This is a genomic window from Azospirillum sp. (genome assembly GCF_050789165.1).
Window position 1 is genome coordinate 1 of the sequence record NZ_JBOZRT010000146.1, and the last position, 23,142, is coordinate 23,142.

Consider the following 23,142-nt stretch of genomic DNA (forward strand, 5'->3'; position numbering starts at 1 on the left):
GATGTACTCGTCGGCCTTGGCGGCGGTGCGGGTGAAGCGCGGGTCGGCGACGATCAGCGGCGCGTTGTTCTGCTCCTTCGCCTTCAGGACGTGCAGCATCGCCACCGGATGCGCCTCGGCAGCGTTGGAGCCGATGAAGAACATCGCCCGCGACTTCTGGATGTCGTTGTACGAGTTCGTCATGGCGCCGTAGCCCCAGACGTTCGCCACGCCGGCCACCGTCGTCGAGTGGCAGATGCGGGCCTGATGGTCGACGTTGTTGGTGCCCCAGAACGCCGCGAACTTGCGGAACAGGTAGGCCTGCTCGTTCGAGAACTTGGCGGAGCCGAGCCAGAAGACGGAATCGGGGCCGGAGGTCTCGCGGATCTGCAGCAGCTTGTCGCCGACCTCCTGGATCGCCTGGTCCCAGGAGATGCGGGTGTACTTGCCGTCCACCAGCTTCATCGGGTAGCGCAGGCGGCGGTCGCCGTGCGCGTGCTCGCGCACCGCCGCACCCTTGGCGCAGTGGGCGCCCAGGTTCAGCGGGCTGTCGAACGCCGGCTCCTGGCCGATCCACACGCCGTTCTGCACCTCGGCCACCACCGTGCAGCCGACCGAGCAGTGGGTGCAGATGGTCTTCACCTGCTTGATGGGGGCGCCGGCCGGCGCCACGGGCGCGGCGGCCTCGGCCTTGCGGACCATGGCCAGCGGCAGGCCGACTGCGGCGGTGCCGGCGGCGAGGCCGGACGAGCGCAGGAAGGCGCGGCGATCGACGGTGGAGCCGGTCAGGTTTGAGACGGCCTTGGCGAGGGTGCGGCCCGCGCTGGTGGCGGTGGTCTTCTTCTTCAGCATCGCGGGGCTCCTCAGAAGCGGGCGAGGGCGTAGGCCGTGCGGACGTGCTCCGTCTCGCGGTAGCCGGACTCCGGAGCGGCCTCGGCCGCCTGGGCGGACGCGGGGGCGGCCGTCACGGCGGCGGCAACGCCCAGGGCGACGCCGCTGGTGGTGCGGAACAGGAAATCCCGTCGGTGGATGCCGGGCCGGCGCTCGTCGCTGTTCATCGGTTCGGACCTCGTCTCGTCATGCCCCAGGTGGACCTCGGGCAGGAGCGCACGCGCGACACCGGACAGAGCAGAGCGAGGCCATGGACGTACGGCGACAGCGCCGGGCGGCGCGGACGCGCCCCGACGGTCGTCGAGCCCTTGACCTGCAGCGTTATCGTTGCGACAGCGGGCGAACGGAGGTTCGCCGCCGTGAGGATGCCGCGTTCGCCGCGAAATTTTTGTTTGTAAACCCGCTCTCTGGCCGGGAAGGCGTGTGTTTCCTACCCATCCGAAAGGTTAGCAGACCCATGGTTTTCGGGCACAGTCCGTCAATGGTCGGACAAATTGGATAAAACCTCCCCCGGATGGGGGAGGGGCGGGCTTGTCTCCAGAGGCGCTGAGCGCGGCTTCGGAATTCGCCGTCGCCGTTTCGCATCTCTCAGATCGTCATCCCCGCCTTCGCGGGGATGACGATCTGAGAAGTGCAGGGGAGGGTGCTACAGCGCGCCCTCCACCGACACCGCGGCGTCCTTGAGGATCTCGGCGCTGCGCTTCAGCGCCGCTTCCTCCTCGGCCGTCAGGGGCGGCATGACGGTGCCGAGCACGCCGCCGGCCCCGACCACCCGCGGCAGGGACAGCGCCACCTCCGGCACACCGGCCACGTCCGGGTTGAGGATCGAGCAGGTGATCACCGCCCGCTCGTCGCCGCCGATCGCCGCGACCAATCGCGCCAGCCCGCCGCCGATGCCGAAGGCGGTGTGGCCCTTGCCGTCGATGATGCGGTAGGCGGCGCGACGCACGCCGTCGTCGATGGCGGCGCGGTCGCCGGCGGTCATCGGCCGGCCGGTCTGCGCGGCGAAATCCTCCACCGGCAGCCCGGCGGCGGTGGCGCCGGACCACAGCAGCACCTCGGAATCGCCATGCTCGCCGACCACCACCGCGTGCACCGAGCGCGGCGTCAACCCGAGCCGCGCTCCCAGCAGCGCCCGGAAGCGCGCGGTGTCGAGGATGGTGCCGGATCCGACCACACGCCCGGCCGGCAGCCCGGAGATGCGCGTGGCGATCTGCGTCATCACGTCCACCGGGTTGCTGGCCACCAGCAGCACCGCGTCGGGCGTCGCCGCCAGCACCTTGGGGATGATGTCCGCGTAGATGCGGGCGTTGCGCTCCAGCAGTTGCAGCCGCGTCTCGCCGGGCTTCTGCCCGACCCCGGCGGCCAGCACGACGACGCCGGCGCCGTCCAATTCCGTGTAGTCGCCGTGCCGCACCACGGTGGCGTGGGCGAAGGGCACGGCGTGCGCGATGTCGTGCGCCTGGGCGAGCGCCAGCTTCGCGTTGGCGTCCACCAGCACCACCTCGCTGGCCGCGCCCGTCATCACCATGGCGAACCCCGCGGTGCTGCCGACGAACCCGGCCCCGACGATGCCGACCTTCATGATGCGTCCCCCTCCCGTTGTGCCGAGCAAGGATGCGGCGGCGGTGGTGGCCCGGCAAGGGGTGGCCGCGAATTCGGGCTACCTCCTCCGTACGGGAATAAAGTTCACGCGCCCGTGTTGGTGCTGTCAAAGGGGCCTGTCCCCGCAGGACACACGGGTGGACGATCATGTCGAAGAGCAGTGGATTTCGGGTTCTGGCGGCCGGTGCGGTGGCCGCGGCGCTGGCCCTGGCGCTCCCCGCGGCGGCGCACGCCGACGGTTGGGGGCACGGGCGCGGCCATGGCTGGGGGCATCACAAGCACCACCGCGGCAACGGCGGCTGGGGTGCCTACTACGCGCCGCCGGTGGTCGTGATGCCGCCTCCGCCGCCGCGCGTCGTCTACGCGCCGCCGCCCGCCTACTACATCCCGCCGCCGCCGCGCGTGGTGTACGCGCCGCCGGCCCCGGCCGGCGTCAACATCGGCGTCTTCCTGCCGTTCCGGTAAGGCCCTAGACCGGCAGGCGGACCAGCACCCGCAGGCCGCCGTGGGGGCTGTCGGACAGCGTGATGTCGCCGCCGTGGCTGTGCACCACGTCGCGCGCGATGGTCAGCCCCAGGCCCGCCCCGCCGGTCGCTTTGTTGCGCGAGGTCTCCAGCCGGAAGAACGGCTTGAACACGTCCTCGCGCGCCTTGGCCGGGATGCCGGGGCCGTCGTCGTCGATGACGATCTCGATCAGGTTGCGGCGGCGCTGGGCGCTCACCCAGATGTGCCCGGCGTGCCGGCGCGCGTTGGCCAGCAGGTTGGCCAGGCAGCGCCGGAAGGCGTTCGGGCGCAGCGGGAGGGCCAGGTCCTCCGCCGGCTCAAGCGTGACGTCGGCCCCCTCGCGCCGGGCGCCGGCGACCACCTCGTTGAGCAGGCGCGACAGGTCGGTGGGCTGCACCGCCTCGGTCCCCTCGCCGCGGGCGAAGGCGAGGTAGCCCTCGATCATCGTTTCCATCTCGGCGACGTCGGTCATCAGCTCCTCGACCTCCGGCCCCTCGCCCAGCATGTCGAGCGCCAGCTTCATGCGGGTGAGCGGCGTGCGCAGGTCGTGGCTGACGCCCGCCAGCATCTCCGTGCGCTGGGTGATCTGGCGCTGGATGCGCTCGCGCATCTTGAGGAAGGCGCTGGCCGCCTGCCGCACCTCCTGCGCCCCCTCCGGCTTGAAGTTGGGAACGTCGCGGCCCTTGCCGAAGCTGTCGGCAGCGATGGCGAGGCGGCGGATCGGCCGGATCTGGTTGCGCATGAAGACGATGGCGATGGCGAACAGCACCAGCGCCGAGCCGACCATCCACAGGATGAAGATGTAGGTGGTCGGGCTGAACAGCCGCCGCTCCGGCGACATCACCGACAGCACGCCGTCCGGCATCTGCACGCGGATCTCGTACCACTCGCGCGCCACCTCGGTGTTGATGGTGAAGGGGCGGTGCACGCGCTCGTTCAGCGCCTGGCCCAGCGTCTTCTCCAGCAGGCCGCGCAGCTTGCGCGTCGGCTCGGCCAGCGTGTGGCCGGGCTCCAGCGTGACGATCAGGTCGCTGCTGCGCGCCGCCATGGCGATGACGCGCTGCCGGTTGTCCGGGCTGGGGTCGCGCTCCAGCAGTTCCGCCACCATGGCGATGTCGCCGGCCACCGCGGTGGCGAGGCGGTTGGTCATGGTGTCCCAGTGCCGGTCGTAGAAGATCCAGGTGGCCACCGCCTGTGCCAGGATCACCGGCGTGACGATGATCAGCAGCGTGCGGGCGAACAGCGTGCGCGGCAGGAACCGCTTCAGCCCCGACGGCGCGCCGCCGGAGGCCAGGCCGACGCGGGCCGAGGTCATCTGGGTCTCGGCCGGCGCCGTCATGCGTCGGGCCTCAGCACATAGCCCTCGCCGCGCACGGTGTGCAGGTAGCGCGGCTCGCGCGGGTCGGGCTCGATCTTGCGGCGCAGGCGCGTGACCTGCACGTCGATGGTGCGGGCGTTGCCGATGGCCTTGGCGCGCTCGGCCAGCTCCTCGCGGGTGAAGGTGACGCCCGGCTGGGCGGCCAGCACGCGCATCAGGCCGGCCTCGGCGGTGGTCAGGCGGATCACCTCCTCGCCGTTGCGCAGCTCGTCGCGGTCGGGCAGGTAGACCAGCGGGCCGAGGCGCACCGGCTGCGCCGGCGGCGGGGCCGGCGGCGGGGCGGCCTGCCGGCGCAGGATCGAGGTGATGCGCAGCACCAGCTCGCGCGGCTGGAACGGCTTGGCGAGGTAGTCGTCGGCTCCGGCCTCCAGCCCGGCGATGCGGTCGTCCGGCTCGCCGCGGGCGGTCAGCAGCAGGATCGGCAAGGCGTCGCCGTCGCGGCGCAGGGACTCGGTCAGCTCCAGCCCGCTCTCCCCCGGCATCATGACGTCGAGCACCAGCAGGTCGAAGGCGAGGCTCTGCAGCTTCGCCCGCGCGTCCGCCGCGTCGGCCGCCGTGGTCACCAGGAAGCCGTTGCCGGCGAGGTACTTGCGCAGCAGCTCGCGCAGCCGCGTGTCGTCATCGACGACCAGGACGTGGGGCAGGGACTGGACTTCTTCGTCGGTCATGGCCGGGACTATACGCGCGGGCACGACGGGGCGGTAGGGGATGCGCCGCCGGGGCGCGGCGGGACAGAAAAATTCATAGGCATGGAAAGGGTGTTTCCGGGCTTCCTTTTACTGATCCTTAACAGTGCGCAATAAGACTGCATACAAAGGTATGTCATGCGTGTTGCTTGTCAGGCATTGGTGCGGCGCAATGCGACGACGGCAAGCAGTCGGTTCCGCTTATTTCGGCTGCGGAGAGCCTTGTGGCGCTCTCCGGGCGGGTGTCGGCGTCGTCGATTTCCGGACATCTTCTTAAATAATGCCGCGGCAACCTATGGATTTGGTGAGTGGTGCGATGAAGTGGATGGAGAACCTGCCGCTAGCGAAGAAGATAGCGCTGCCGATCGCAATACTGGTTTCGGTCCTGGCGCTCATCGTCTGGACCTCCGTCTCGGAAATGAGCAAGATCGATGACGGCGCCGATCGGATGGGCACCGTCATCGCCAAGCGGCTCGAGAACGTGCTGGCGCTGAAGGCCGCGCTCGGCGATGCCGCGGTGGCTGAGAAGAACGCCATCCTGGACACCGACCGGGGCTACATCGAGGCCTACGCCTCCGAATACCGCAAGAACATGGCGGAGGCGGCCAGCCGCCTCGACCGGCTGATCGCGCTGGCGGACACGGCGGAGAGGCGGGGCGTCACCCAGGAGATCAAGGACCAGATCCAGGCGTACGACGCGGCGACGCAGAAGGTTCTCGACCTCGCGCTGCGGAACGAGAACGACGAGGCCTACCGCCTGTCCGCCACGGAGGGGCGCGAGACGCGGCGCCGGGTGAACGAGGCCGTCGACAAGCGCGTCGTCGTCACCATCCGGGACATGGACGAGGCGCAGCGGACCGTCAACGACCTGTCCAACCGCGCGCGGACCACCATCATCGCCGTCGCCGGCATCGGCACCCTGGTGACGCTGGTGCTCCTGGTCTGGCTGATCAGCGCCTTCGTCATCCGACCCCTGGCCGGCATGACCAGGGCGATGGAGCGGCTGGCCGGCGGCGATCTGGACTCGCCGGTCAGCGGCACCGACCGGCGCGATGAGGTGGGCACCCTGGCCCGCGCGCTGCAGGTCTTCAAGGACGCCGCCCTTGCCAACCGGCGCCTGCAGGACGAGCAACTCTCCGAGCAGCGCCGCAAGGAGGAGCGCCAGAAGCAGGTCGAGGCGTACATCTCCGCGTTCGACCGCACGGTCACCGGCGTCCTGGGCAGCGTCTCGTCGGCGTCGACCCAGCTCGGCCGGACCGCCGAAAGCATGACGGCGCTCGCCGACCAGACCAACCGGCAGGCCGCGGCCACCGCCGCGGCGGCCGAGCAGACCTCGGCCAACGTGCAGACGGTGGCGGCGGCCAGCGAGGAGATGGCGGCGTCGATCCAGGAGATCGGCCGGCAGGTGTCGCGCTCCAACGACATCGCCGCCAAGGCGGTGCGCGAGGCGCAGGAGACCACCGGCTCGGTGCGCAACCTCGCCGGCGAGGCGGCGCGCATCGGCGAGGTCGTCAAGCTCATTCAGGACATCGCCAGCCAGACCAACCTGCTGGCGCTGAACGCGACGATCGAAGCCGCCCGTGCGGGCGAAGCGGGAAAGGGCTTCGCCGTCGTCGCGTCCGAGGTGAAGGCGCTCGCCAACCAGACCTCGAAGGCGACCGAGGATATCTCGGCGCAGATCGCCAACGTCCAGACCGCGACGCAGGGGACGGTCACGGCGATCGAGGAGATCGGGTCGACGATCACCGCGATGAACGAGATCGCCTCCGCCATCGCCGCCGCCATCGAGGAGCAGAACGCCACCACCGGGGAGATCACCCGCAACGTGCAGCAGGCCGCGCAGGGCACCGGCGAGGTCAGCAGCAACATCATCGAGGTGAACCAGGCGGCCCACGAGACCGGCGGCGCCGCGTCTCAGGTGCTGGCGGCCTCCAACGAGCTGTCGCGGCAGGCCGAGGCGCTGCGCCGCGAGGTGGAGTCGTTCCTGGGGAACATCCGCTCCGCCTGACCGGCGCAGCGATCGGCACGGGGCGCGGCGGCCGGCCGCCGCCCCGGCGCCGTCAGCGCCGGCCCACCGCCCGCACCTCGCCCGGCGGGGCGAACTTCGCCCGGTCCTCGTCGTCCAGCATGCCCATCATCACCTTTCGGAAGCCCTGCACCGCCTCCGCCCCGGCGGTGCGGTAGGCGCGGGCGATGCGCTGGCGCTGCGTCTCCGACAGCTTGCGCTCCAGCTCGACACCCTTCTCCGTCAGCTCCAGCAGGCGCTGGCGGCGGTCGCGCAGGCCGGTGGCCTGGGTGATGAAGCCCTGCCGCACCAGCTCGCCCAGCACGCGCGACAGGCTCTGCTTGGTGATCTTGAGGATCGCCAGCAGCTCCGACACCGTGATCTTCGGGTGCCGGCCGACGAAGTAGATCACCCGGTGGTGCGCCCGCCCCAGGCCGAGCTGCGCCAGGATCTCGTCCGGCTCCGCGGTGAATTCCCGGTACGCGTAGAACAGCAGCTCCATGCCCGTGCGCAGCTCCTCCTCGCGGAGGAATAGCTGGCTTGCGCCTGCCTTTATGTCAGCCATGTTGACGTAATCCGGGTCCGGATGTTACCAATTGGGTCAGCAATGCAGACATAAACGAACAATCCCGTCCACGCAAGGAGAGGAACCCCATTATGACCATGATCCCGTTCGACGACCGCGACGGCTCCATCTGGTTCGACGGCGCCCTGGTGCCGTGGCGCGACGCCAAGATCCACGTCCTCACGCACGGCCTGCATTACGGCAGCTGTGTATTCGAAGGGGAACGGGTTTACAACGGCCGGGTCTTCAAGCTGACCGAGCACAGCACCCGCCTCGTGCGCTCGGCCGAGCTGCTGGGCTTCCAGATCCCGTACTCGGTCGCCGAGATCGACGCCGCCACCAACGCCGCGGTGGCCGCCGCCGGGCTGCGGGACGCCTACGTCCGCCCGGTGGCGTGGCGCGGCAGCGAGGTGATGGGCGTGTCGGCGCAGCAGAGCCGGATCCACCTCGCCATCGCGGTGTGGGCGTGGCCGAGCTACTTCAGCCCGGAGGCGAAGATGGCCGGCATCCGCCTGATGTGGGCGCCGTGGCGCCGTCCGGCGCCGGAGTGCGCGCCGACCGCGTCCAAGGCCGCCGGCCTCTACATGATCTGCACGCTGTCCAAGCACGCGGCGGAGGGGCAGGGCTACCAGGACGCGCTGATGCTCGACTACCGCAGCCTGCTGGCCGAGGCGACGGGCGCCAACCTGTTCCTGGTGATCGACGGCAAGATCCACACGCCGACGCCGGACTGCTTCCTCGACGGCATCACCCGGCGCACCGTCATCGACCTCGCGCGCACGCGCGGCATCGAGGTGGTCGAGCGCCACATCAAGCCGGAGGAACTGGCGACCGCCCAGGAGGTCTTCCTGACCGGCAGCGCCGCCGAGGTGACGCCGGTGAGCGAGGTGGGTGAGTACCGCTTCACCCCGGGCCGCGTCTGCGAGACGCTGATGCGCGACTACGAGGCCTGCGTCCGGGGGTAACCCCGGCTGCCGCGGTGGGGATAGCCCCACCGCGGAGAGGGCTGCCCCGTTCGCTCCGTTGTCCGGCCCGCACCCTCCCCGCAATATCGGGTGAGGATCTGCCCGGTTGGGGATGTCCCGCCGGGTGTCGGTACGGACGGAGGCGGCGATGCGGACTCGGACGGCGGCGTTTCTCATTGCTTCGACGGTGAGCCTGGCGGTGCTCGGCGGATCGGCGGTGAAGGCCGCCTCGCTGATGGGACGAACCGGCGGCAGCTTCGAGGATCGTTTCTCCGGCTTCGATTCCACGCGCTGGCAGCGCTCCGACGGCTGGAGCAACGGGTCCTACATGGGCTGCGGCTGGAGCGCGCGGAACACCATCGTGGCCAACGGCCGCCTGTCCCTGTCGATCACCGACCAGCCGGTGACGCGCGAGCGCTACGCCTGCGCCGAGTACCGCACGCACCGCCACTACGGCTTCGGCACCTACAGCGTCAACCTGAAGGCGGTGCGCGCCGACGGCGTGATGACCACGGTGTCCAGCTTCACCGGCCGGCCGTTCGGCGACCCGTGGGACGAGGTCACCCTGGGCATCGCCGGCAAGGACACCACCAAGCTGGAGATCGGCTACGTCGCCAACGGCGTCGGCCACCGCGACGTGGTCGTCGACCTCGGCTTCGACGCCGCCAAGGGCTTTCACACCTACGGCTTCGAGCGGCGCCCGGACGGCATCACCTGGATGGTGGACGGAAAGCCGGTGCACACCGTGAAGGCGGCGCCGGCCGACCTGCCGCAGGCGGCGGGACGGCTGTACCTGCAGCTGTGGAACGGCGTCGGCAACGGCCCGTGGCTGAAGGAGTTCCGCTACCCCGGCACCCCGCTGGTCGCCGAGGTCGCCTGGGTGCGCTACGAGGAGCCGGCGGCGACGCTCAACAATTGAGCCGCGCTGTGTTTCGCTTCTGTCGTCGCGGGTTGCGGAACCGCCTTTTGACGGGGTGACAGCGCTCGATTGCCCGGCCCATACTCCCGTCCGGGATGTACGGACCGCCGCGACCGATGAGCCAGCGCCACGCCAAACCGTTGAAGCTGCACCTTGTGCTGCTCGTGCTGGGGGCGCTTCTGCCGCTCATCGTGCTGGGCGGCTGGTTCATCGTCCGCGACGCCGAGACGCGCCGGCTCGACACCCGGCAGCGGCTCATCGAGACCACCCGCGCGCTCACCCTGGCGCTCGACAAGCAGGTGGAGGCCTCGTTCGCCACGCTGCGCACGCTGGCCCACCTGCGGAGCCTGGCCGAGGGCGACTTCGACCGCTTTGCCGAGACGGTGAACGCCGTTCTGCGCGAGCGGCCGGAGTGGAAGTCGGTCCTGCTGCTCGACGGCTCCGGGGCGCCGGTGCTGACCATCGCGCCGTCGCCGGACGCCGCGCTGGCCCGCGGCATCGGCGCCGAGGTGGTGGAGCGCGTGATGCGCACCGGCGCGCCGGCGGTGTCCAACCTGCTGCACGGCGACGTGGTCCGGCGGCCGCTGGTGACGGCGGCAGCGCCGGTGTTCGTGCAGGGTGCGGTGCGCTATGTGCTGGCCGCCGGCATCGCGCCGGAGCGCCTCGGCGAGATCCTGCTGCAGCAGCGGGTGCCGGAGCGCTGGGAGGGCGCCATCATCGACGGCGCCGGCACCATCGTTGCCCGCGCCCGCAACTTGGAGGAAAGCATCGGCAAGCCGGCGGCGCGCTGGTTCGTCGAGGGCAGCCGCGGTCCGGTGGAGGGCACGCTGACCGGCGACGGGGGCGACGGCGACCGGGTGGAGGTCGCCTTCCGCCGCTCCGCCATGGGCCCGTGGACGCTGGCCTTCGGCGCTCCGGTGGACGTGCTCGACGCCGGGCTGTGGCGCACGCTGGGCTACGGGCTGACCAGCAGCGCCGCGGTGCTGCTGCTGTCGGTCGGGTTCGCGCTGGTGCACGGCCAGCGCATCGTGCAGCCGATGTTGGCGCTGGGGCGCGCCGCGGACGCCATGAACCGCGCCGGCGCCGGCGATGCCGCCATGCCCGAGGCGCCGGCCTCGCCGGTGGAGGAGGTGAACGCCGCGGTGGACGCCATGCGCCGCGCCGCCCGCCGCCTCGCCGACGCCGCGGCGGAACGCGAGCGCCGGCTGCGCGACGACGCCCAGCGCACCGAGCAGGACTTCCGCCTCGCCACCACCGTCGGCCGGCTGATCGCCTTCCGGCTGGACGCCGGCTTCCGCTACACCTGGCTCAGCGCCGGGCCGATGGGGCTGGACGCCGCCGAGGTGCTGGGCCGCCGCAGCGAGGAACTGTTCGAGCCGGTCACCGCGGCGGTGCTGAACGGCCTGTACCGGCGCGTCTGGGACCAGGGGCGCGGCGGTCGCGTCGATGTGCCGGTGCGCGTCCCCGGCCGGGCGCAGGAGCGCCATGTCGACCTGGTGGTTGAGCCCGTGCTCGACGCGACGGGCGCGGTGGAAGGGCTGACCGGCGTCGCCTACGACGTCACCGAGCACGTGCTCGCCCAACGCGCGGCGGAACGCGCCAACGACGCCAAGACCCGCTTCCTGGCCGCCGCCAGCCACGACCTGCGCCAGCCGATCCAGGCGTTGCGGCTGCTGCTCTACCTGCTGACCGAGAAGGCGGCGTCCGACCCGTCGCTGGTGCGCGTCACCGGCCGCATGGGCGAGGCGCTGGACAGCACCGAGCGCATGCTGGGCCGCCTGATGGAGTTCGCGGCGCTGGAGAGCGGCAAGGTGACGGTGTCCGGGCAGGTGTTCCGCCTGGACGAGCTGGTCGCCCGCATCGCCGCCGAGGCGACGCCGGAGGCGGAGCGCAGAGGCCTGAGCCTGCGCGCCCGCACCTTCCCCTGCGCCACCGTGTCCGACCCGGTGCTGCTGGAGCGCATCGTCCGCAACCTGGTGTCAAACGCGCTGCGCTACACGCCGTCGGGCGGCATCCTGGTCGGGCTGCGGCGTGGCGGGCGGGTGGTGCGGGTGGTGGTCTACGACACCGGCTGCGGCGTGCCCGAGGCGATGCGCGAGGTCATCTTCGAGGAGTTCCGCCAGCTCTCCAACCCCGAGCGCGACCGTTCCAAGGGCATGGGCCTCGGCCTCGCCATCGTGGCGCGCACGGCGGAGCTGTTGGGCCACCGGCTCGGCCTGCGCTCGCGGGAGAACCATGGCTCCGCTTTCTCGGTGGAGGTGCCGTGCCTGCCGCCCGCGGCCGTGCAGGTGCAGCCGTCGCTCGACCTGCCGGCCCCGGCGGTGGAGGGCGCCAGCCTGCTGCTGGTCGAAGACGACCCGATGCAGGCGATGGCGCTGTCCTCGATCCTGGAGGGCGCCGGCTTCCGCGTGCTGGCGGCGAACGACTGGCGCTCGGCCGAGTGGGCGCTGAAGCGCGGCCAGCCGGACCTGATCGTCTCCGACTTCCGTCTGCCGGACGGCGCGTCCGGCCTGGACATCATCCGCACCGCGCGCACCCGCTTCGACCGCTTCATCCCGGCGATCCTGGTGACCGGCGACACCCAGGCCGCCATCGCCGAGGAGGCGGCGCTGGAGGCCTGCGCCATCTTCCACAAGCCCTACACGCCCCAGGCGCTGGTCGAGGCGATCAACCGCCGGCTGGCCGAGGCCAGGCGGGCGCAGGAGGAAACGGTGGAGGCGTGAAGGCTACCGCGCCTCAGTTCGCCACCAGCTTGCGCGCCTTGGGACGGCCGTTGGTGCGTTCCCAGGCGTCGGCGGTGGTGATCAGGTTGCGGAACGCCTCGCCGTCGGTGAGCAGCGATGCCTTGAGCTTCGGGTCGAGCGGCTTCGGGTCGTTGTAGTCGTCCACCGGCATCTTGCCGCTGCGCACCTCGTCCAGCACCGCGTCGATGCTGGTGGCGGCGTGCATCGGAGTCTGCAGCAGGGTCAGCTTGTTCATCTTGCGATGGCCTTCCGGCTGGTGGCAGACCGTGCAGTCGGCGTTGCGGAAGTTGATCGCCATCTTGCGGTAGGCGGCGTCCAGCGTCGGCAGGTGCGGGTTGTCCGGGCTGTAGGCCTCGGAGAACAGCGTCACCACCGGCTGCGCCACGCCCTGGTCGTCGCGCCACATCCACTCGCCGACGAAGGTCGGGCGGTCGACGTGGCCGTACGGGCCGCGGTTCTCGTCCGAGCCGGCGTCGGAGCGCGAGGCGTAGTACACCCGGCCGTTCCTGTCGAAGTAGAAGCGCAGCTCGTTCGCCGTCTCGTAGGCGTCCCACTTGTCGTTGGCGTTGGCGTCGCCGTCGGTGTGCCAGAACGGGTAGGGGTAGCGGCCCGGCGGCAGCGTGTTGCGGAAATAGGCCTGCACGGCGATGCCGCGCTCGCCGTCCGGCGCGGTGAACACCTTGTACTTCCCGGTGTACATGTACAGGGACATGTAGAGGTCCTGGTACAGGTCGCCGCGGAAGACCGAGGTCTTCTTGTCCTTCATGCGCTTGCCGACCTGATCGCCGCCGAACTGGAAGGTGTAGTCGCGCATGCTCGCCTCGGCGCCCAGGCCGATGGCCTTGCGGCAGGCCTCGTGCGCCGCGGTGTCGCCCGGCGGCGCCATCGGGCAGGCCTTGGCCAGCGAGGCGGCGAGCGCCGCGGCGTAGGCCTCCAGGTCCTTGACCTGCGCCGCGGCGGGGCCGGCGGAAGTGGCGAGGGCGATCAGGGCGGCGGCGCACAGGCCGCGCAGCGGGCGAACGGAACGCATGGGCAAGGCTTCCTTGGGGGAGCGCGGGTCAGGCGGGGACGCTGGGGGTGGCGCGGTGCGGCATCATGGAGCGCAGCACGCCGTCCTTGCGGATCACCGCGTGGTAGCCGATGGCGGCGGCGGCGTGCGCAAAGATCAGCGCCAGCAGCCCGTAGGCGATCCATTGCTTCCAGGCGTAGACCATCCAGGCGAAGGCGCGGTCGTACAGCGCCAGCGCCGGGATGTCGGCGCCGAAGAACTTCAGCTCCATGCCCTTGGTGTCGGCGAACAGCCAGCCGAGCAGCGGCGTGACGATCAGCAGCGCGTACAGCGCCACGTGTGCGCCCGACGCGGCGAGGCGCAGGATGGCCGGATCGCCGGTGTCGTGCGCCGGCTTGCGCCCCAGGGTCAGCCGCCACGCCAGCCGCAGCGGCACCACGGCGAGCAGCAGCAGCCCCAGCGACTTGTGCAGCGCGATCGAGCCCTTCACGATGCCCGGAAACAGCGCCAGCACGAAGATCGCCAGCACCAGCAAGAAAGTGATCCAGTGAAACGCGATGCTCACCGCGTCATAGGAGGCGCGCGACGCCGGGGCGTTGTCGATCCGCATGGTCCTCTCCCATCCCGAAGCGTGGCGCGGGTGGTTTTTGTCCTCGCGCCGATCATGGATTCACCGTAGCGAGGTAATCATTGTGGTGCAAGGCAGCGGCTATCGGCCAATTTACATACGACATCAGTTGCAATTACTTGCGCATTATTAACCGGAATTGATTCGGGGATTTCCTGCCGGTCGCCGCCCCGTACGGGCAAGCCCGCGCTCGACAGCCTCCCCCCGAATCGCCATATACTCGGTTCCTGTTCCGTACCCGTAAGGCCCGGCCCCGCCATGTCGCACCCCGTGCTCGAAGCCATCCCGCGCAAGCCGCTCGCCCGCCTGGAGGCCGACCGGCCGCTGGAGGTGGTGTCGGAGTTCCAGCCCGCCGGCGACCAGCCCCGCGCCATCGAGGAGCTGACGGCCGGCCTCGTCGGCGGCGACCGCGACCAGGTGCTGCTGGGCGTCACCGGCTCGGGCAAGACCTTCACCATGGCGCACGTCATCCAGAAGGTGCAGCGCCCCACGCTGGTGCTGGCGCCCAACAAGACGCTGGCCGCGCAGCTCTACGGCGAGATGAAGTCGTTCTTCCCGAACAACGCGGTGGAGTACTTCGTCTCCTACTACGATTACTACCAGCCCGAGGCGTACGTCCCGCGCACCGATACCTACATCGAGAAGGAATCCTCGATCAACGAGCAGATCGACCGCATGCGCCACTCGGCCACGCGGGCTCTGCTGGAGCGCGACGACGTCATCATCGTCGCCTCGGTCAGCTGCATCTACGGCATCGGCTCGGTCGAGCTGTACGCCGAGATGACCGTCGACCTGAAGGTCGGCATGACCATCGCCCAGCCCGAGCTGGGCCGCAAGCTGACCGAGCTGCAGTACAAGCGCAACGACGCCGCCTTCGGCCGCGGCCTGTTCCGCGTGCGTGGCGACACGCTGGAGCTGTTCCCCGCCCACATGGAGGACCGCGCCTGGCGCATCTCCCTGTTCGGCGACGAGATCGAGGCGATCCACGAGATCGACCCGCTGACCGGCGAGAAGCTGGCCAGCCTGGAGGCCGTCCGCATCTACCCCAACAGCCACTACGTGACGCCCAAGCCGACGCTCCACCAGGCCATCGAGCAGATCAAGCGCGACCTCAAGCTGCGCCTGGAGGAACTGACCTCCGACGGTAAGCTTCTGGAGGCCCAGCGCCTGGAGCAGCGCACCACCTTCGACATCGAGATGATGGCGGCCACCGGCTCCTGCGCCGGCATCGAGAACTACAGCCGGTACCTCACCGGCCGCGCCCCCGGCGAGCCGCCGCCCACCCTGTTCGAGTACCTGCCCAAGGACGCCCTGCTGATCGTCGACGAGAGCCACGTCATGGTGCCGCAGGTCGGCGGCATGTACCGCGGCGACTACATGCGCAAGTCCGTGCTGTCCGACTTCGGCTTCCGCCTGCCCAGTTGCAAGGACAACCGCCCGCTCAAGTTCGAGGAGTGGGACAGCATGCGCCCGCAGACGGTCTTCGTCTCCGCCACCCCCGGCAACTGGGAGCTGGAGCGCACCGGCGGCGTCTTCACCGAGCAGGTGGTCCGCCCCACCGGCCTGATCGACCCCGAGGTCATCATCCGCCCCACCGAGACCCAGGTGGACGACCTGATCCACGAGTGCAAGCTGGTCACCGCCAAGGGCTTCCGCGTGCTGGTCACCACGCTGACCAAGAAGATGGCCGAGGCGCTGACCGAGTACATGCACGAGGCCGGCCTGCGCGTCCGCTACCTTCACTCCGACGTCGAGACGCTGGAGCGCATCGAGATCATCCGCGACCTGCGCCTCGGCGCCTTCGACGTGCTGATCGGCATCAATCTGCTGCGCGAGGGGCTGGACATCCCGGAATGCGCGCTGGTGGCGATCCTCGACGCTGACAAGGAGGGCTTCCTGCGTTCCAGGACCTCGCTGGTCCAGACCATCGGCCGCGCCGCCCGCAACGTCGAGGGCCGCGCGCTGCTGTACGCCGACAAGATCACCGACAGCATGCAGTACGCCATCGACGAGACCAACCGCCGCCGCGAGAAGCAGCGCGCCTACAACGAGGCGCACGGCATCACCCCGGAGTCCGTCAAGAAGGCCATCGGCGACATCCTGGACAGCGTCTACGAGCGCGGCGACCACCTGACGGTGGACACCGGCGCGGAGACGGTGGGCCACAACCTGAAGGCCGTGATCGCCGACCTGGAGAAGAAGATGCGCGCCGCCGCCGCCGACCTGGAGTTCGAGGAGGCCGGCCGCCTGCGCGACGAGATTCGCCGCCTGGAGGCCATGGACCTCGGCATCGAGAACCCCTCCATCGGCATCAGCACCGGCCGCTACGCCCGCGGCGTCCCCGCCAACGCGCCGGGCGCGCCCTACAGCAAGTCGGGCAAGGCGGCGATCAAGGCGAAGAAGGGACGGCGGTAGGGGAGGGGAACCGCGGAAGGGCTCCGCCCTTCCGCACCCACCCGCCAAGGGCCGGTCGGCCCTTGGATCCCGGCCGTTTGCGCCTCCCCGAACCTCACAGCGTTGGCCGACCAAGTCATGGCGCCGCCGCTCGCGGTGGACAGCCTGCCGTAAAACCGGCTGCTGCGCGGCGTTTCAGGGCGTTTCATAGAGTATCATCGGCAGACCCGCCGAGACGCGGCAGGCGGCGGGGAGGGCGGTGGTCAGACGCTCGTCGACACGCCGTTGCCGCGGACCCCGTACGCGTTGCCGCGCCCGTTGCCGTATCCCGAACGCTCCTGCGCCCGCGTGTAAACCTCGAGCACCGCGGCGTGGAACGAGGCGGCGGTCGTCGGGGCGTTGCCGTGGCCGTTGTTCCCCTGGCCGTTGTTGCCGTCGTTGCGGCGGGTGTTGAAGTCGCTGCGGCCGATTCCGTGCCCGTCGTTGCCGGCCAGGAACTGCGCCAGCAACTGGCCCAGGTGCAGGCCGTTGTTGTGGCGGTTGTGGTCGTGGCCGTAGGCATGGCCATGGCCGTGTCCATGACTATGCCCGTTGTCGTCATCCTCCGGCGGCGGTGGGGTGGTGCCGGTGCCACCCGTGGAGCCCGTTCCGCCCGTCCCACCGGTGGAACCCGTGCCGCCTGTGGAGCCCGTCCCGCCCGTAGAGCCCGTGCCATCCGTGGTGCCCGTTCCGCCTGTGGAACCTGTACCACCGGTGCCCCCCGTCGACCCAGTGTCACCGGTCGAGCCGGTGCCGCCGGTGGTCCCGCTGCCGGAGGTGGAGCCCGTTCCGCCCGTCGTCCCCGAACCCGACGTGGAGCCGGTGCCGCCCGTGCTGCCCGAGCCAGAGGTGGTTCCGGAACCCGTCGTGGTCCCGCTGCCGGACGTGGAGCCGGTTCCGCCGGTCGAGCCGCTGCCCGACGTGGATCCGGTGGATCCCGTGGTCGACCCGCTGCCCGTGGTGCCGCCGGTTCCCGATGTGGACCCGCTGCTCGACGAGGAGCCGGTTCCCGTGCTCCCGCCGGTGTTCGTGTTGGCGCTCTCCTGCGCTTCGACCGCCGTCGACCCGCTGACCGGCGGGGTGGTGGTCGGCTGCGAGGCCTGATAGAAGCGCAGCTTGTCCGCGGTGGTCAGCTGCGACCACATGTTGAGGCGGCCGGCGTCCGACACGTTCTTCCCGGCCAGATAGACCGGGGCTGGGACGGCGAGGTTGATGGCGCCCGAGCTGCCGGTGCCGCCGGTCGTGCCCGTTCCGCCGGTCGTCCCTGTTCCGCCGGTCGCGCCGGTGCCGGCGGTGGTCCCGGTTCCGCCGGTGGAGTTCGTCGTGATCGGGCTGCCGATCACCTGCCCCTTGATGATCGTCGGCGCCGCGGTGCCGCTGGAGGCGGCGTTCAGGTAGCGCTGCTTGTCCGCGTCCGTCAGCTGCGACCACAGGCTTGCCCTGCTCGCTGCCGAGACGTTCAACCCCGACAGGTAGGTCGCCGGAGGTGATGCGGAAATGGTTGCCATCGCGTGCCTGCTTCTCCCGCCGTCGCTCCGTCCGCGCTTTCCCGGGCGTGCAACGATCACTTACATGTAAAATGCAATTTAAATCTGTCAAGCTTCCCATACGACTTAGGAAGGGAGGGGGCTGCGACCTTGGGAGAGTGGCATCCTCTCTCGCGTCATTGGCATTTTCGTAAAATGCAACGGATCTATGCAAAATGTCCCATGGTGCGCTGTGCGATTTCGGGGTAGGGTAGGATGATTCCCGAAGTCAGAAAATCTCCAGCTCGGACGTAGGGCCATGGTCTCCACACCTCCAGCCGGTTACCTGCCAAGCGGCGTCACCGACCTGAACCGCCAGTCGCTGTGGAATTCGCTGACCGCTGAACAGCAGGCGAAGTACTCGAGCGGCGGCTCGTCCACCGGCACCTCGGGCTCATCCGGCTCGGGCGGCTCGACGTCCGGCACCACCGGTTCCACCGGCACGACGACGAGCGGCGGCAAGGTCTTCGTGTCGCAGGGCAACAGCACGACCCAGCTGTCGGGGGCGGCGTTCAACAACCGCACCGACGCGCGGTCGGCGGTGCCCGGCTCCGACGTCGTCACCGGCTTCTCTAAGCTGTGGACCAGCGACTCCGCCCTGCAGGCGCAGCTCACCGCCTTCACCGATCCCGACACCGGGGTGACCAGCGCCGTCAACGGCGGCGCCATCTTCGTCAAGGTCCGGCAGGGCGCCTCGTCGGCGGGCGAGCGGCCGTACGACGGCAGCGCCGGCGAACTGCTGGTCAACGACGGCCGGTTGCAGAAGGGGCAGAATCCCTATGGCTTCTTCAGCAGCGACCCGGCGCTGGCCGAGACTCCGTTCGTCAAGATGGACGTCGACGCCAGCGGCTACGTCACCAAGACCTCCTGGAGCGCGGACACCGGCAAGACCTACGCTGAATGGCTGAAGAACGCGAAGTACGCCTACGACCAGTACGAGACGCTGATCAACCAGCAGCAGACGGCCGTGCTGAAGGACTTCGGCGGCACCGCCTCCTACGGCCTGCTTGGCTTCGACGTCAACAACAACGGCTACATCGATAACGAGTCGGAGCTGTTTGGCTTCGACGGCGGCCTCAACATCGACAACATGCCGCCCGGCGCCACCGAGGTGACGCCGATGACCATCATCGAGAACGGCAGCAAGTCCGCCACCACCTCCTTCACCTTCCTGACCAACGGCCACCTGACCGGCGATCCGCTCGATACCAGCCAGTCGGAGGAATCCCGCGCCGCGAACAAGGAATACTACCGCCGTTTCATGATCGTGACCGCCGACGGCAAGTCGAACAGCGTCCTGCAGTCGTCGATCGGCTACAACGCGGCGACCGGCCAGTACGTGGCGGCGCAGACGCAGTTCAGCTTCACCGACACCGGCGCCACCCTCACCGCGGTCGCCCAGAACGGCTTCAAGGTGACGGCCTAGCCGGCGTTGAGGTTCCGCCACGCCGCCATGCGGTGCCGCAGGTCGCGGCGCCGCTCGTGCTCGCCGCGCGGCGCGACGTCCCAACTCCAGCGCAGGTCCGGCGGCGGCAGGGCGGCTCCCCACAGGGAGTCCTCCCGCGCCACGACGCGGCCGTCCTCGACCCACTCCGTCTCCACGTCGGTGAACAGCGCCGCCACCGGTGCGCTGGCCCGCAGCCACGCCACGTGCCCCTCCACCAGCGCCCGCGCGAACGCCGCCCGCTCCGCCACCGCCACGCCACGCCGTTCCAGCGCCTCCAGCGGCAGAAGCGGCAGCTGCGAGAGCAGGTTGCACGAAACCGCCGCGTCGAACCGACCGAGGTCGGGCGGCGTCCCAGCGGCCGGGACGTCCGCCAGTATGCCGGCCAGTGCCCCGCTGAGGTCCGCCTCGACCAGACTGACGTTACAGAATCGCCGGGCCTCGCGTCGCGCGGCGCGTGGGTGGACGAGGTCGGCCAGCACCACCTCGCCGAAGCGTTCGGCCAGCTCGGGCAGCGGCACCTCGATCAGCCGCCCCGACCCGGCCACCAGCAGCCGCCCGCCGCTGCCGACCGCCTCCAGCACGAAGCGGTGCGCCTCCGCCACATGCGGCGCCCAGGCGCGGCGCTGGCGGCGGTGCCGGGCGCCCAGCGCCACCGCCTCGGTCACGTAGCCCAGGCGGCGCGCCAGAGGCGAGGCAGGAGTGGTCAGGTATTCCCACACCTCGCGCAGCATGCCGAACCATCCGACTTGACCTTGGGACGGGGCAGGGTACCTATGGCCCCATGGGTGAGATCAAGCGGAAAGCGGCTCTGGTGACCGGGGCCGGCAAGCGAATCGGGCGCGCCATCGCGCTCGACCTGGCGGCGCAGGGCTGGGCGGTGGGCGTGCACCACAACCGCTCCCACGCGGACGCCGAATCCGTGGTGGCGGAGATCCGGGCGGCGGGCGGCCGCGCCGTCGCCGTCGCCGCCGACCTGACGGTGGAGGCGGAGGTCCAGAACCTGCTGCCGGCGGTGGCCGAGGCGCTGGGCCCGTTGACGGTGCTGGTCAACAACGCCTCGCCCTTCGTCCGCGACGAGGCCGACAGCGTCACCCGCGAGTCGTGGGACCTGCACATGGAGGCCAACCTGCGCGCCCCCTTCGTGCTGACGCAGGCCTTCGCAGCGCAGGTGCCGGAGGGCGACCACGGGCTGATCGTCAACCTGCTGGACCAGCGGGTGTGGAACCTCACCCCACACTTCGTCTCCTACACGCTGTCGAAGGCCGGGCTGTGGACGCTGACGCAGACCATGGCGCTGGCGCTGGCCCCGCGCATCCGCGTCAACGGAATCGGCCCCGGCCCGACCCTGCGCAGCGAGCGCCAGTCCGAGGCACAGTTCGCCGCCCAGCAGGCGGCCACGCCGCTCAAGCGCGGCTCGAGCCCGGAGGAGATCTGCGCCGCGCTCCGCTTCCTGATCGCCGCGCCGGCGATGACCGGCCAGATGATCGCGCTGGACGGCGGTGAGCATCTGGGCTGGGCGCAGGCGTCGCGCGGCTTCGTGCCGTCGGAATAGCGGCCGTTCTACGACCTCCGGCGGGATTCTTTACCGTACGGTGACGGCACGGATATTTGGGGGCGCAGCCTTTTACACAGACCGCCCCCGTCCCGCAAGAGGCCATGTCGCCGTCGTGACAATTTTGTGAGAGGGCTTCCCCATCCCGCCTTGACAACCGACAAACTCAGCGAAATCAACATCTTGCCTAAATTGCCTAAAAAATATGCAGCTCCTGGCCGGGCCTTGCGGCGCCTTGCTGCGGGGTGAGTCCCAAAGGGGTTATCGACACACTTATCCACAGGAATGGTGGATAGTCCCTCGCCGGTGGTGAGTCGGGGGTATTAACGCTTATGGCGAGGGGGCAGTTGACCGCAAACGCTCGGTCGCCGACATTCCGGGGCATGTCAGACCCCGTCGCCGATACGCCCGAGCCCCCCGTCGAGTCCAAACCGCGCCGCCGCCGCGTGTCCGATCTGGCGCGCGGGGTGGAGGTCATCCAGGGTTACCTGAAGACGCTGCCCGCCACGCCGGGCGTGTACCGCATGTGCGCCGCCGACGGCGCCGTGCTGTACGTCGGCAAGGCGAAGAACCTGAAGCGGCGCGTCTTCAACTACACGCAGGTGAACCGCCTGCCGATCCGCCTCCAGCGCATGGTGGCGGAGACCGAGACCATGGAGTTCGTCAACACCCACACCGAGGTGGAGGCGCTGCTCCTCGAATCGAACCTGATCAAGCGGCTGATGCCGCGCTACAACGTGCTGCTGCGCGACGACAAGTCGTTCCCCTACATCATGATCACCAAGGGGCACGACTACCCGCAGCTGCTGAAGCATCGCGGCAGCCGGGGCGCCGACGCCCACTATTTTGGGCCGTTCGCCTCGGGCTCGGCGGTGACGCGGACGATCACGGCGCTGCAGCGCGCCTTCATGCTGCGCAACTGCGCCGACACCATCTTCAACAGCCGCACCCGGCCCTGCCTGCAGCACCAGATCAAGCGCTGCACCGCGCCCTGCGTCGGCCGCGTCACCCCGCAGGAGTACCAGGCGCAGGTCGAGCAGGCGCGCGCCTTCCTGTCCGGCCGCAGCCGCGACATCCAGGGCGAGCTGGCGCAGCAGATGATGCAGGCGTCGGAGGATCTGAACTTCGAGACCGCGGCGCAGATCCGCGACCGCATCAAGGCGCTGACTGCCATCCAGGCGCACCAGGACATCAACATCGAGGGGGTGGTCGAGGACGCGGACGTCATCGCCGCCTACGCCGAGGGCGGCTCCACCTGCATCCAGGTGTTCTTCTTCCGCGGCGGACGGAACTACGGCAACCGCGCCTACTTCCCCAGCCACGACAAGGCGCAGGAGGTGGAGGAGGTGCTGGCCGCCTTCATCGCGCAGTTCTATGACAACAAGGCCGCCCCGCCGCTGATCCTGGTCAGCCACGAACTGCCCGAGTCCGACCTGCTGGTCGAGGCGCTGTCCCTGCGCGCCGAACACAAGGTGGAGCTGGTCAACCCCAAGCGCGGCGACAAGCGCCGCATCCTGGAGCATGCGCTGACCAACGCCCGCGAGGCGCACGGCCGGCGGCTGGCCGAGCACTCCTCGCAGATGCGCCTGCTGGAGGGCGTGGCCGAACTGTTCGGGCTGGACGGCCCGCCGAACCGCGTCGAGGTCTACGACAACAGCCACGTGCAGGGCGCCTTCGCCATCGGGGCGATGATCGTCGCCGGGCCGGACGGCTTCATGAAGAACGCCTACCGCAAGTTCAACATCCAGACGGAGGGCGCGGCGGGCGATGACTTCGCCATGATGCGCGAGGTGTTCCAGCGCCGCTTCGCCCGCGCGCTCAAGGAGGACCCGGAGCGCGCCCGCGGCACCTGGCCGGACCTCGTGCTGATCGACGGCGGCCTGGGGCAGCTGAACGCGGTGCGCGGGGTGCTGGCCGACCTGGGAATCGACGACGTGCCGCTGGTCGGCATCGCCAAGGGGCCGGACCGCGACGCCGGGCGCGAGCGCTTCTTCCTGCCCGACCGCGCGCCGTTCCAGCTGGAGCCGCGCGACCCGGTGCTGTACTTCCTGCAACGGCTGCGCGACGAGGCGCACCGCTTCGCCATCGGCACCCACCGGGCGCAGCGCGCCAAGGCCATCACCAAGTCGCCCATCGACGAGATCCCCGGCATCGGCCCGGCGCGCAAGCGCGCCCTGCTGCACCATTTCGGCAGCGGCAAGGCGGTGTCGCGCGCCGGCTTGGCCGACCTGGAGGCGGTCGAGGGAATCAATCGGACGGTTGCGAAAAAGATCTACGATCATTTCCATCCGGATGGTTAGAATGCC

Annotated in this window: 21 protein-coding genes; 11 read left to right on the forward strand and 10 right to left on the reverse strand. The window is 70.0% G+C overall.

Features of this window, described 5'->3' with window-relative positions; genetic code table 11:
* The 3 genes from ACRWK7_RS30105 to ACRWK7_RS30115 all read right to left on the reverse strand — a co-directional run.
* On the reverse strand, nt 1–831 hold an 831-nt coding region (locus ACRWK7_RS30105; protein WP_431860708.1), incomplete at its 3' end, for a molybdopterin-dependent oxidoreductase.
* Nucleotides 832–842: 11 nt separating this feature from the next.
* Entirely contained in the window at nt 843–1,037 is a 195-nt protein-coding gene (locus tag ACRWK7_RS30110) for a formate dehydrogenase (RefSeq protein ID WP_431860709.1), read from the reverse strand.
* A 479-nt stretch (nt 1,038–1,516) separates the two neighbouring features.
* Complete coding sequence (locus ACRWK7_RS30115) at nt 1,517–2,455, reverse strand: L-lactate dehydrogenase (RefSeq protein WP_431860711.1); 939 nt, start codon at nt 2,453–2,455, stop codon at nt 1,517–1,519.
* Nucleotides 2,456–2,622: 167 nt separating this feature from the next.
* Here ACRWK7_RS30115 and ACRWK7_RS30120 point away from each other — a divergent pair, with 167 nt between their 5' ends.
* On the forward strand, nt 2,623–2,940 hold the full coding sequence (locus ACRWK7_RS30120) for a hypothetical protein (protein ID WP_431860713.1): 318 nt from the start codon (nt 2,623–2,625) through the stop codon (nt 2,938–2,940).
* 4 nt (nt 2,941–2,944) lie between these two features.
* Here the strand turns inward: ACRWK7_RS30120 and ACRWK7_RS30125 are convergent, their stop codons facing one another.
* Together ACRWK7_RS30125 and ACRWK7_RS30130 are read right to left on the reverse strand one after the other, a co-directional pair.
* On the reverse strand, nt 2,945–4,294 hold the full coding sequence (locus ACRWK7_RS30125; RefSeq protein ID WP_431860872.1) for an ATP-binding protein: 1,350 nt from the start codon (nt 4,292–4,294) through the stop codon (nt 2,945–2,947).
* Between the two features lie 20 nt (nt 4,295–4,314).
* A complete protein-coding gene (locus ACRWK7_RS30130) occupies nt 4,315–5,025 on the reverse strand; it encodes a response regulator (protein WP_431860715.1) in 711 nt (236 codons plus the stop codon).
* Between the two features lie 343 nt (nt 5,026–5,368).
* Here ACRWK7_RS30130 and ACRWK7_RS30135 point away from each other — a divergent pair, with 343 nt between their 5' ends.
* Entirely contained in the window at nt 5,369–7,051 is a 1,683-nt protein-coding gene (locus ACRWK7_RS30135) for a methyl-accepting chemotaxis protein (RefSeq protein ID WP_431860874.1), read from the forward strand.
* Nucleotides 7,052–7,103: 52 nt separating this feature from the next.
* Here ACRWK7_RS30135 and ACRWK7_RS30140 read toward each other — a convergent pair whose 3' ends face one another.
* On the reverse strand, nt 7,104–7,613 hold the full coding sequence (locus ACRWK7_RS30140; protein WP_431860717.1) for a MarR family winged helix-turn-helix transcriptional regulator: 510 nt from the start codon (nt 7,611–7,613) through the stop codon (nt 7,104–7,106).
* A 92-nt stretch (nt 7,614–7,705) separates the two neighbouring features.
* On the opposite strand from ACRWK7_RS30140, the gene ACRWK7_RS30145 reads away from it, so the two are divergent.
* The 3 genes from ACRWK7_RS30145 (at nt 7,706) to ACRWK7_RS30155 (ending at nt 12,220) form a co-directional block, all read left to right on the forward strand.
* Nucleotides 7,706–8,578: a branched-chain amino acid aminotransferase gene (locus tag ACRWK7_RS30145; RefSeq protein WP_431860719.1), complete on the forward strand. Its 873-nt coding sequence runs from the start codon at nt 7,706–7,708 to the stop codon at nt 8,576–8,578.
* A gap of 148 nt (nt 8,579–8,726) precedes the next feature.
* Nucleotides 8,727–9,497 (forward strand): family 16 glycosylhydrolase, encoded by a 771-nt coding sequence (locus tag ACRWK7_RS30150; RefSeq protein WP_431860721.1) that lies wholly within the window; start codon nt 8,727–8,729, stop codon nt 9,495–9,497.
* A 116-nt stretch (nt 9,498–9,613) separates the two neighbouring features.
* Nucleotides 9,614–12,220, forward strand: coding sequence for a hybrid sensor histidine kinase/response regulator (locus ACRWK7_RS30155; RefSeq protein WP_431860723.1), 2,607 nt, complete (start codon nt 9,614–9,616; stop codon nt 12,218–12,220).
* A 13-nt stretch (nt 12,221–12,233) separates the two neighbouring features.
* On the opposite strand, the gene ACRWK7_RS30160 is transcribed toward ACRWK7_RS30155, so the two are convergent.
* A complete protein-coding gene (locus tag ACRWK7_RS30160) occupies nt 12,234–13,271 on the reverse strand; it encodes a hypothetical protein (RefSeq protein WP_431860725.1) in 1,038 nt (345 codons plus the stop codon).
* 28 nt (nt 13,272–13,299) lie between these two features.
* Complete coding sequence (locus tag ACRWK7_RS30165; protein WP_431860727.1) at nt 13,300–13,860, reverse strand: cytochrome b; 561 nt, start codon at nt 13,858–13,860, stop codon at nt 13,300–13,302.
* A 276-nt stretch (nt 13,861–14,136) separates the two neighbouring features.
* Between ACRWK7_RS30165 and uvrB the strand changes: the two genes are divergently transcribed.
* Nucleotides 14,137–16,293, forward strand: coding sequence for an excinuclease ABC subunit UvrB (gene uvrB, locus ACRWK7_RS30170; RefSeq protein WP_431860729.1), 2,157 nt, complete (start codon nt 14,137–14,139; stop codon nt 16,291–16,293).
* A gap of 242 nt (nt 16,294–16,535) precedes the next feature.
* On the opposite strand, the gene ACRWK7_RS30175 is transcribed toward uvrB, so the two are convergent.
* A complete protein-coding gene (locus ACRWK7_RS30175) occupies nt 16,536–16,781 on the reverse strand; it encodes a hypothetical protein (protein ID WP_431860731.1) in 246 nt (81 codons plus the stop codon).
* Nucleotides 16,782–17,025: 244 nt separating this feature from the next.
* Here ACRWK7_RS30175 and ACRWK7_RS30180 point away from each other — a divergent pair, with 244 nt between their 5' ends.
* The 3 genes from ACRWK7_RS30180 to ACRWK7_RS30190 all read left to right on the forward strand — a co-directional run bounded on the left by ACRWK7_RS30180 (nt 17,026) and on the right by ACRWK7_RS30190 (nt 19,263).
* Nucleotides 17,026–17,415 (forward strand): hypothetical protein, encoded by a 390-nt coding sequence (locus ACRWK7_RS30180; RefSeq protein ID WP_431860734.1) that lies wholly within the window; start codon nt 17,026–17,028, stop codon nt 17,413–17,415.
* A gap of 108 nt (nt 17,416–17,523) precedes the next feature.
* Nucleotides 17,524–17,709 (forward strand): hypothetical protein, encoded by a 186-nt coding sequence (locus tag ACRWK7_RS30185; protein WP_431860735.1) that lies wholly within the window; start codon nt 17,524–17,526, stop codon nt 17,707–17,709.
* Between the two features lie 387 nt (nt 17,710–18,096).
* Nucleotides 18,097–19,263 carry a hypothetical protein gene (locus tag ACRWK7_RS30190; protein WP_431860737.1) on the forward strand — a complete coding sequence of 389 codons (1,167 nt, stop codon included), beginning with the start codon at nt 18,097–18,099 and terminating at the stop codon, nt 19,261–19,263.
* On the opposite strand, the gene ACRWK7_RS30195 is transcribed toward ACRWK7_RS30190, so the two are convergent.
* On the reverse strand, nt 19,260–20,015 hold the full coding sequence (locus tag ACRWK7_RS30195; protein ID WP_431860738.1) for a hypothetical protein: 756 nt from the start codon (nt 20,013–20,015) through the stop codon (nt 19,260–19,262). The two genes, ACRWK7_RS30190 and ACRWK7_RS30195, sit on opposite strands and share 4 nt — an antisense overlap.
* A 50-nt stretch (nt 20,016–20,065) precedes the next feature.
* On the opposite strand from ACRWK7_RS30195, the gene ACRWK7_RS30200 reads away from it, so the two are divergent.
* Nucleotides 20,066–20,836 carry an SDR family oxidoreductase gene (locus tag ACRWK7_RS30200; protein ID WP_431860741.1) on the forward strand — a complete coding sequence of 257 codons (771 nt, stop codon included), beginning with the start codon at nt 20,066–20,068 and terminating at the stop codon, nt 20,834–20,836.
* Nucleotides 20,837–21,219: 383 nt separating this feature from the next.
* The gene (uvrC, locus tag ACRWK7_RS30205) at nt 21,220–23,136 is read left to right on the forward strand and encodes an excinuclease ABC subunit UvrC (protein ID WP_431860743.1); all 1,917 of its coding nucleotides are present in this window, start codon (nt 21,220–21,222) and stop codon (nt 23,134–23,136) included.
* Nucleotides 23,137–23,142: the final 6 nt, after the last annotated feature.

What these genes read in the sequence shown, in the direction of transcription:
- ACRWK7_RS30110 (WP_431860709.1), bottom strand. Translation starts at nt 1,037, where the DNA reads ATGAACAGCGACGAGCGCCGGCCCGGCATCCACCGACGGGATTTCCTG.
- ACRWK7_RS30115 (WP_431860711.1), bottom strand. Translation starts at nt 2,455, where the DNA reads ATGAAGGTCGGCATCGTCGGGGCCGGGTTCGTCGGCAGCACCGCGGGG.
- ACRWK7_RS30120 (WP_431860713.1), top strand. Translation starts at nt 2,623, where the DNA reads ATGTCGAAGAGCAGTGGATTTCGGGTTCTGGCGGCCGGTGCGGTGGCC.
- ACRWK7_RS30125 (WP_431860872.1), bottom strand. Translation starts at nt 4,294, where the DNA reads ATGACCTCGGCCCGCGTCGGCCTGGCCTCCGGCGGCGCGCCGTCGGGG.
- ACRWK7_RS30130 (WP_431860715.1), bottom strand. Translation starts at nt 5,025, where the DNA reads ATGACCGACGAAGAAGTCCAGTCCCTGCCCCACGTCCTGGTCGTCGAT.
- ACRWK7_RS30135 (WP_431860874.1), top strand. Translation starts at nt 5,369, where the DNA reads ATGGAGAACCTGCCGCTAGCGAAGAAGATAGCGCTGCCGATCGCAATA.
- ACRWK7_RS30140 (WP_431860717.1), bottom strand. Translation starts at nt 7,613, where the DNA reads ATGGCTGACATAAAGGCAGGCGCAAGCCAGCTATTCCTCCGCGAGGAG.
- ACRWK7_RS30145 (WP_431860719.1), top strand. Translation starts at nt 7,706, where the DNA reads ATGACCATGATCCCGTTCGACGACCGCGACGGCTCCATCTGGTTCGAC.
- ACRWK7_RS30150 (WP_431860721.1), top strand. Translation starts at nt 8,727, where the DNA reads ATGCGGACTCGGACGGCGGCGTTTCTCATTGCTTCGACGGTGAGCCTG.
- ACRWK7_RS30155 (WP_431860723.1), top strand. Translation starts at nt 9,614, where the DNA reads ATGAGCCAGCGCCACGCCAAACCGTTGAAGCTGCACCTTGTGCTGCTC.
- ACRWK7_RS30160 (WP_431860725.1), bottom strand. Translation starts at nt 13,271, where the DNA reads ATGCGTTCCGTTCGCCCGCTGCGCGGCCTGTGCGCCGCCGCCCTGATC.
- ACRWK7_RS30165 (WP_431860727.1), bottom strand. Translation starts at nt 13,860, where the DNA reads ATGCGGATCGACAACGCCCCGGCGTCGCGCGCCTCCTATGACGCGGTG.
- uvrB (WP_431860729.1), top strand. Translation starts at nt 14,137, where the DNA reads ATGTCGCACCCCGTGCTCGAAGCCATCCCGCGCAAGCCGCTCGCCCGC.
- ACRWK7_RS30185 (WP_431860735.1), top strand. Translation starts at nt 17,524, where the DNA reads ATGGCGCCCGAGCTGCCGGTGCCGCCGGTCGTGCCCGTTCCGCCGGTC.
- ACRWK7_RS30190 (WP_431860737.1), top strand. Translation starts at nt 18,097, where the DNA reads ATGGTCTCCACACCTCCAGCCGGTTACCTGCCAAGCGGCGTCACCGAC.
- ACRWK7_RS30195 (WP_431860738.1), bottom strand. Translation starts at nt 20,015, where the DNA reads ATGCTGCGCGAGGTGTGGGAATACCTGACCACTCCTGCCTCGCCTCTG.
- ACRWK7_RS30200 (WP_431860741.1), top strand. Translation starts at nt 20,066, where the DNA reads ATGGGTGAGATCAAGCGGAAAGCGGCTCTGGTGACCGGGGCCGGCAAG.
- uvrC (WP_431860743.1), top strand. Translation starts at nt 21,220, where the DNA reads ATGTCAGACCCCGTCGCCGATACGCCCGAGCCCCCCGTCGAGTCCAAA.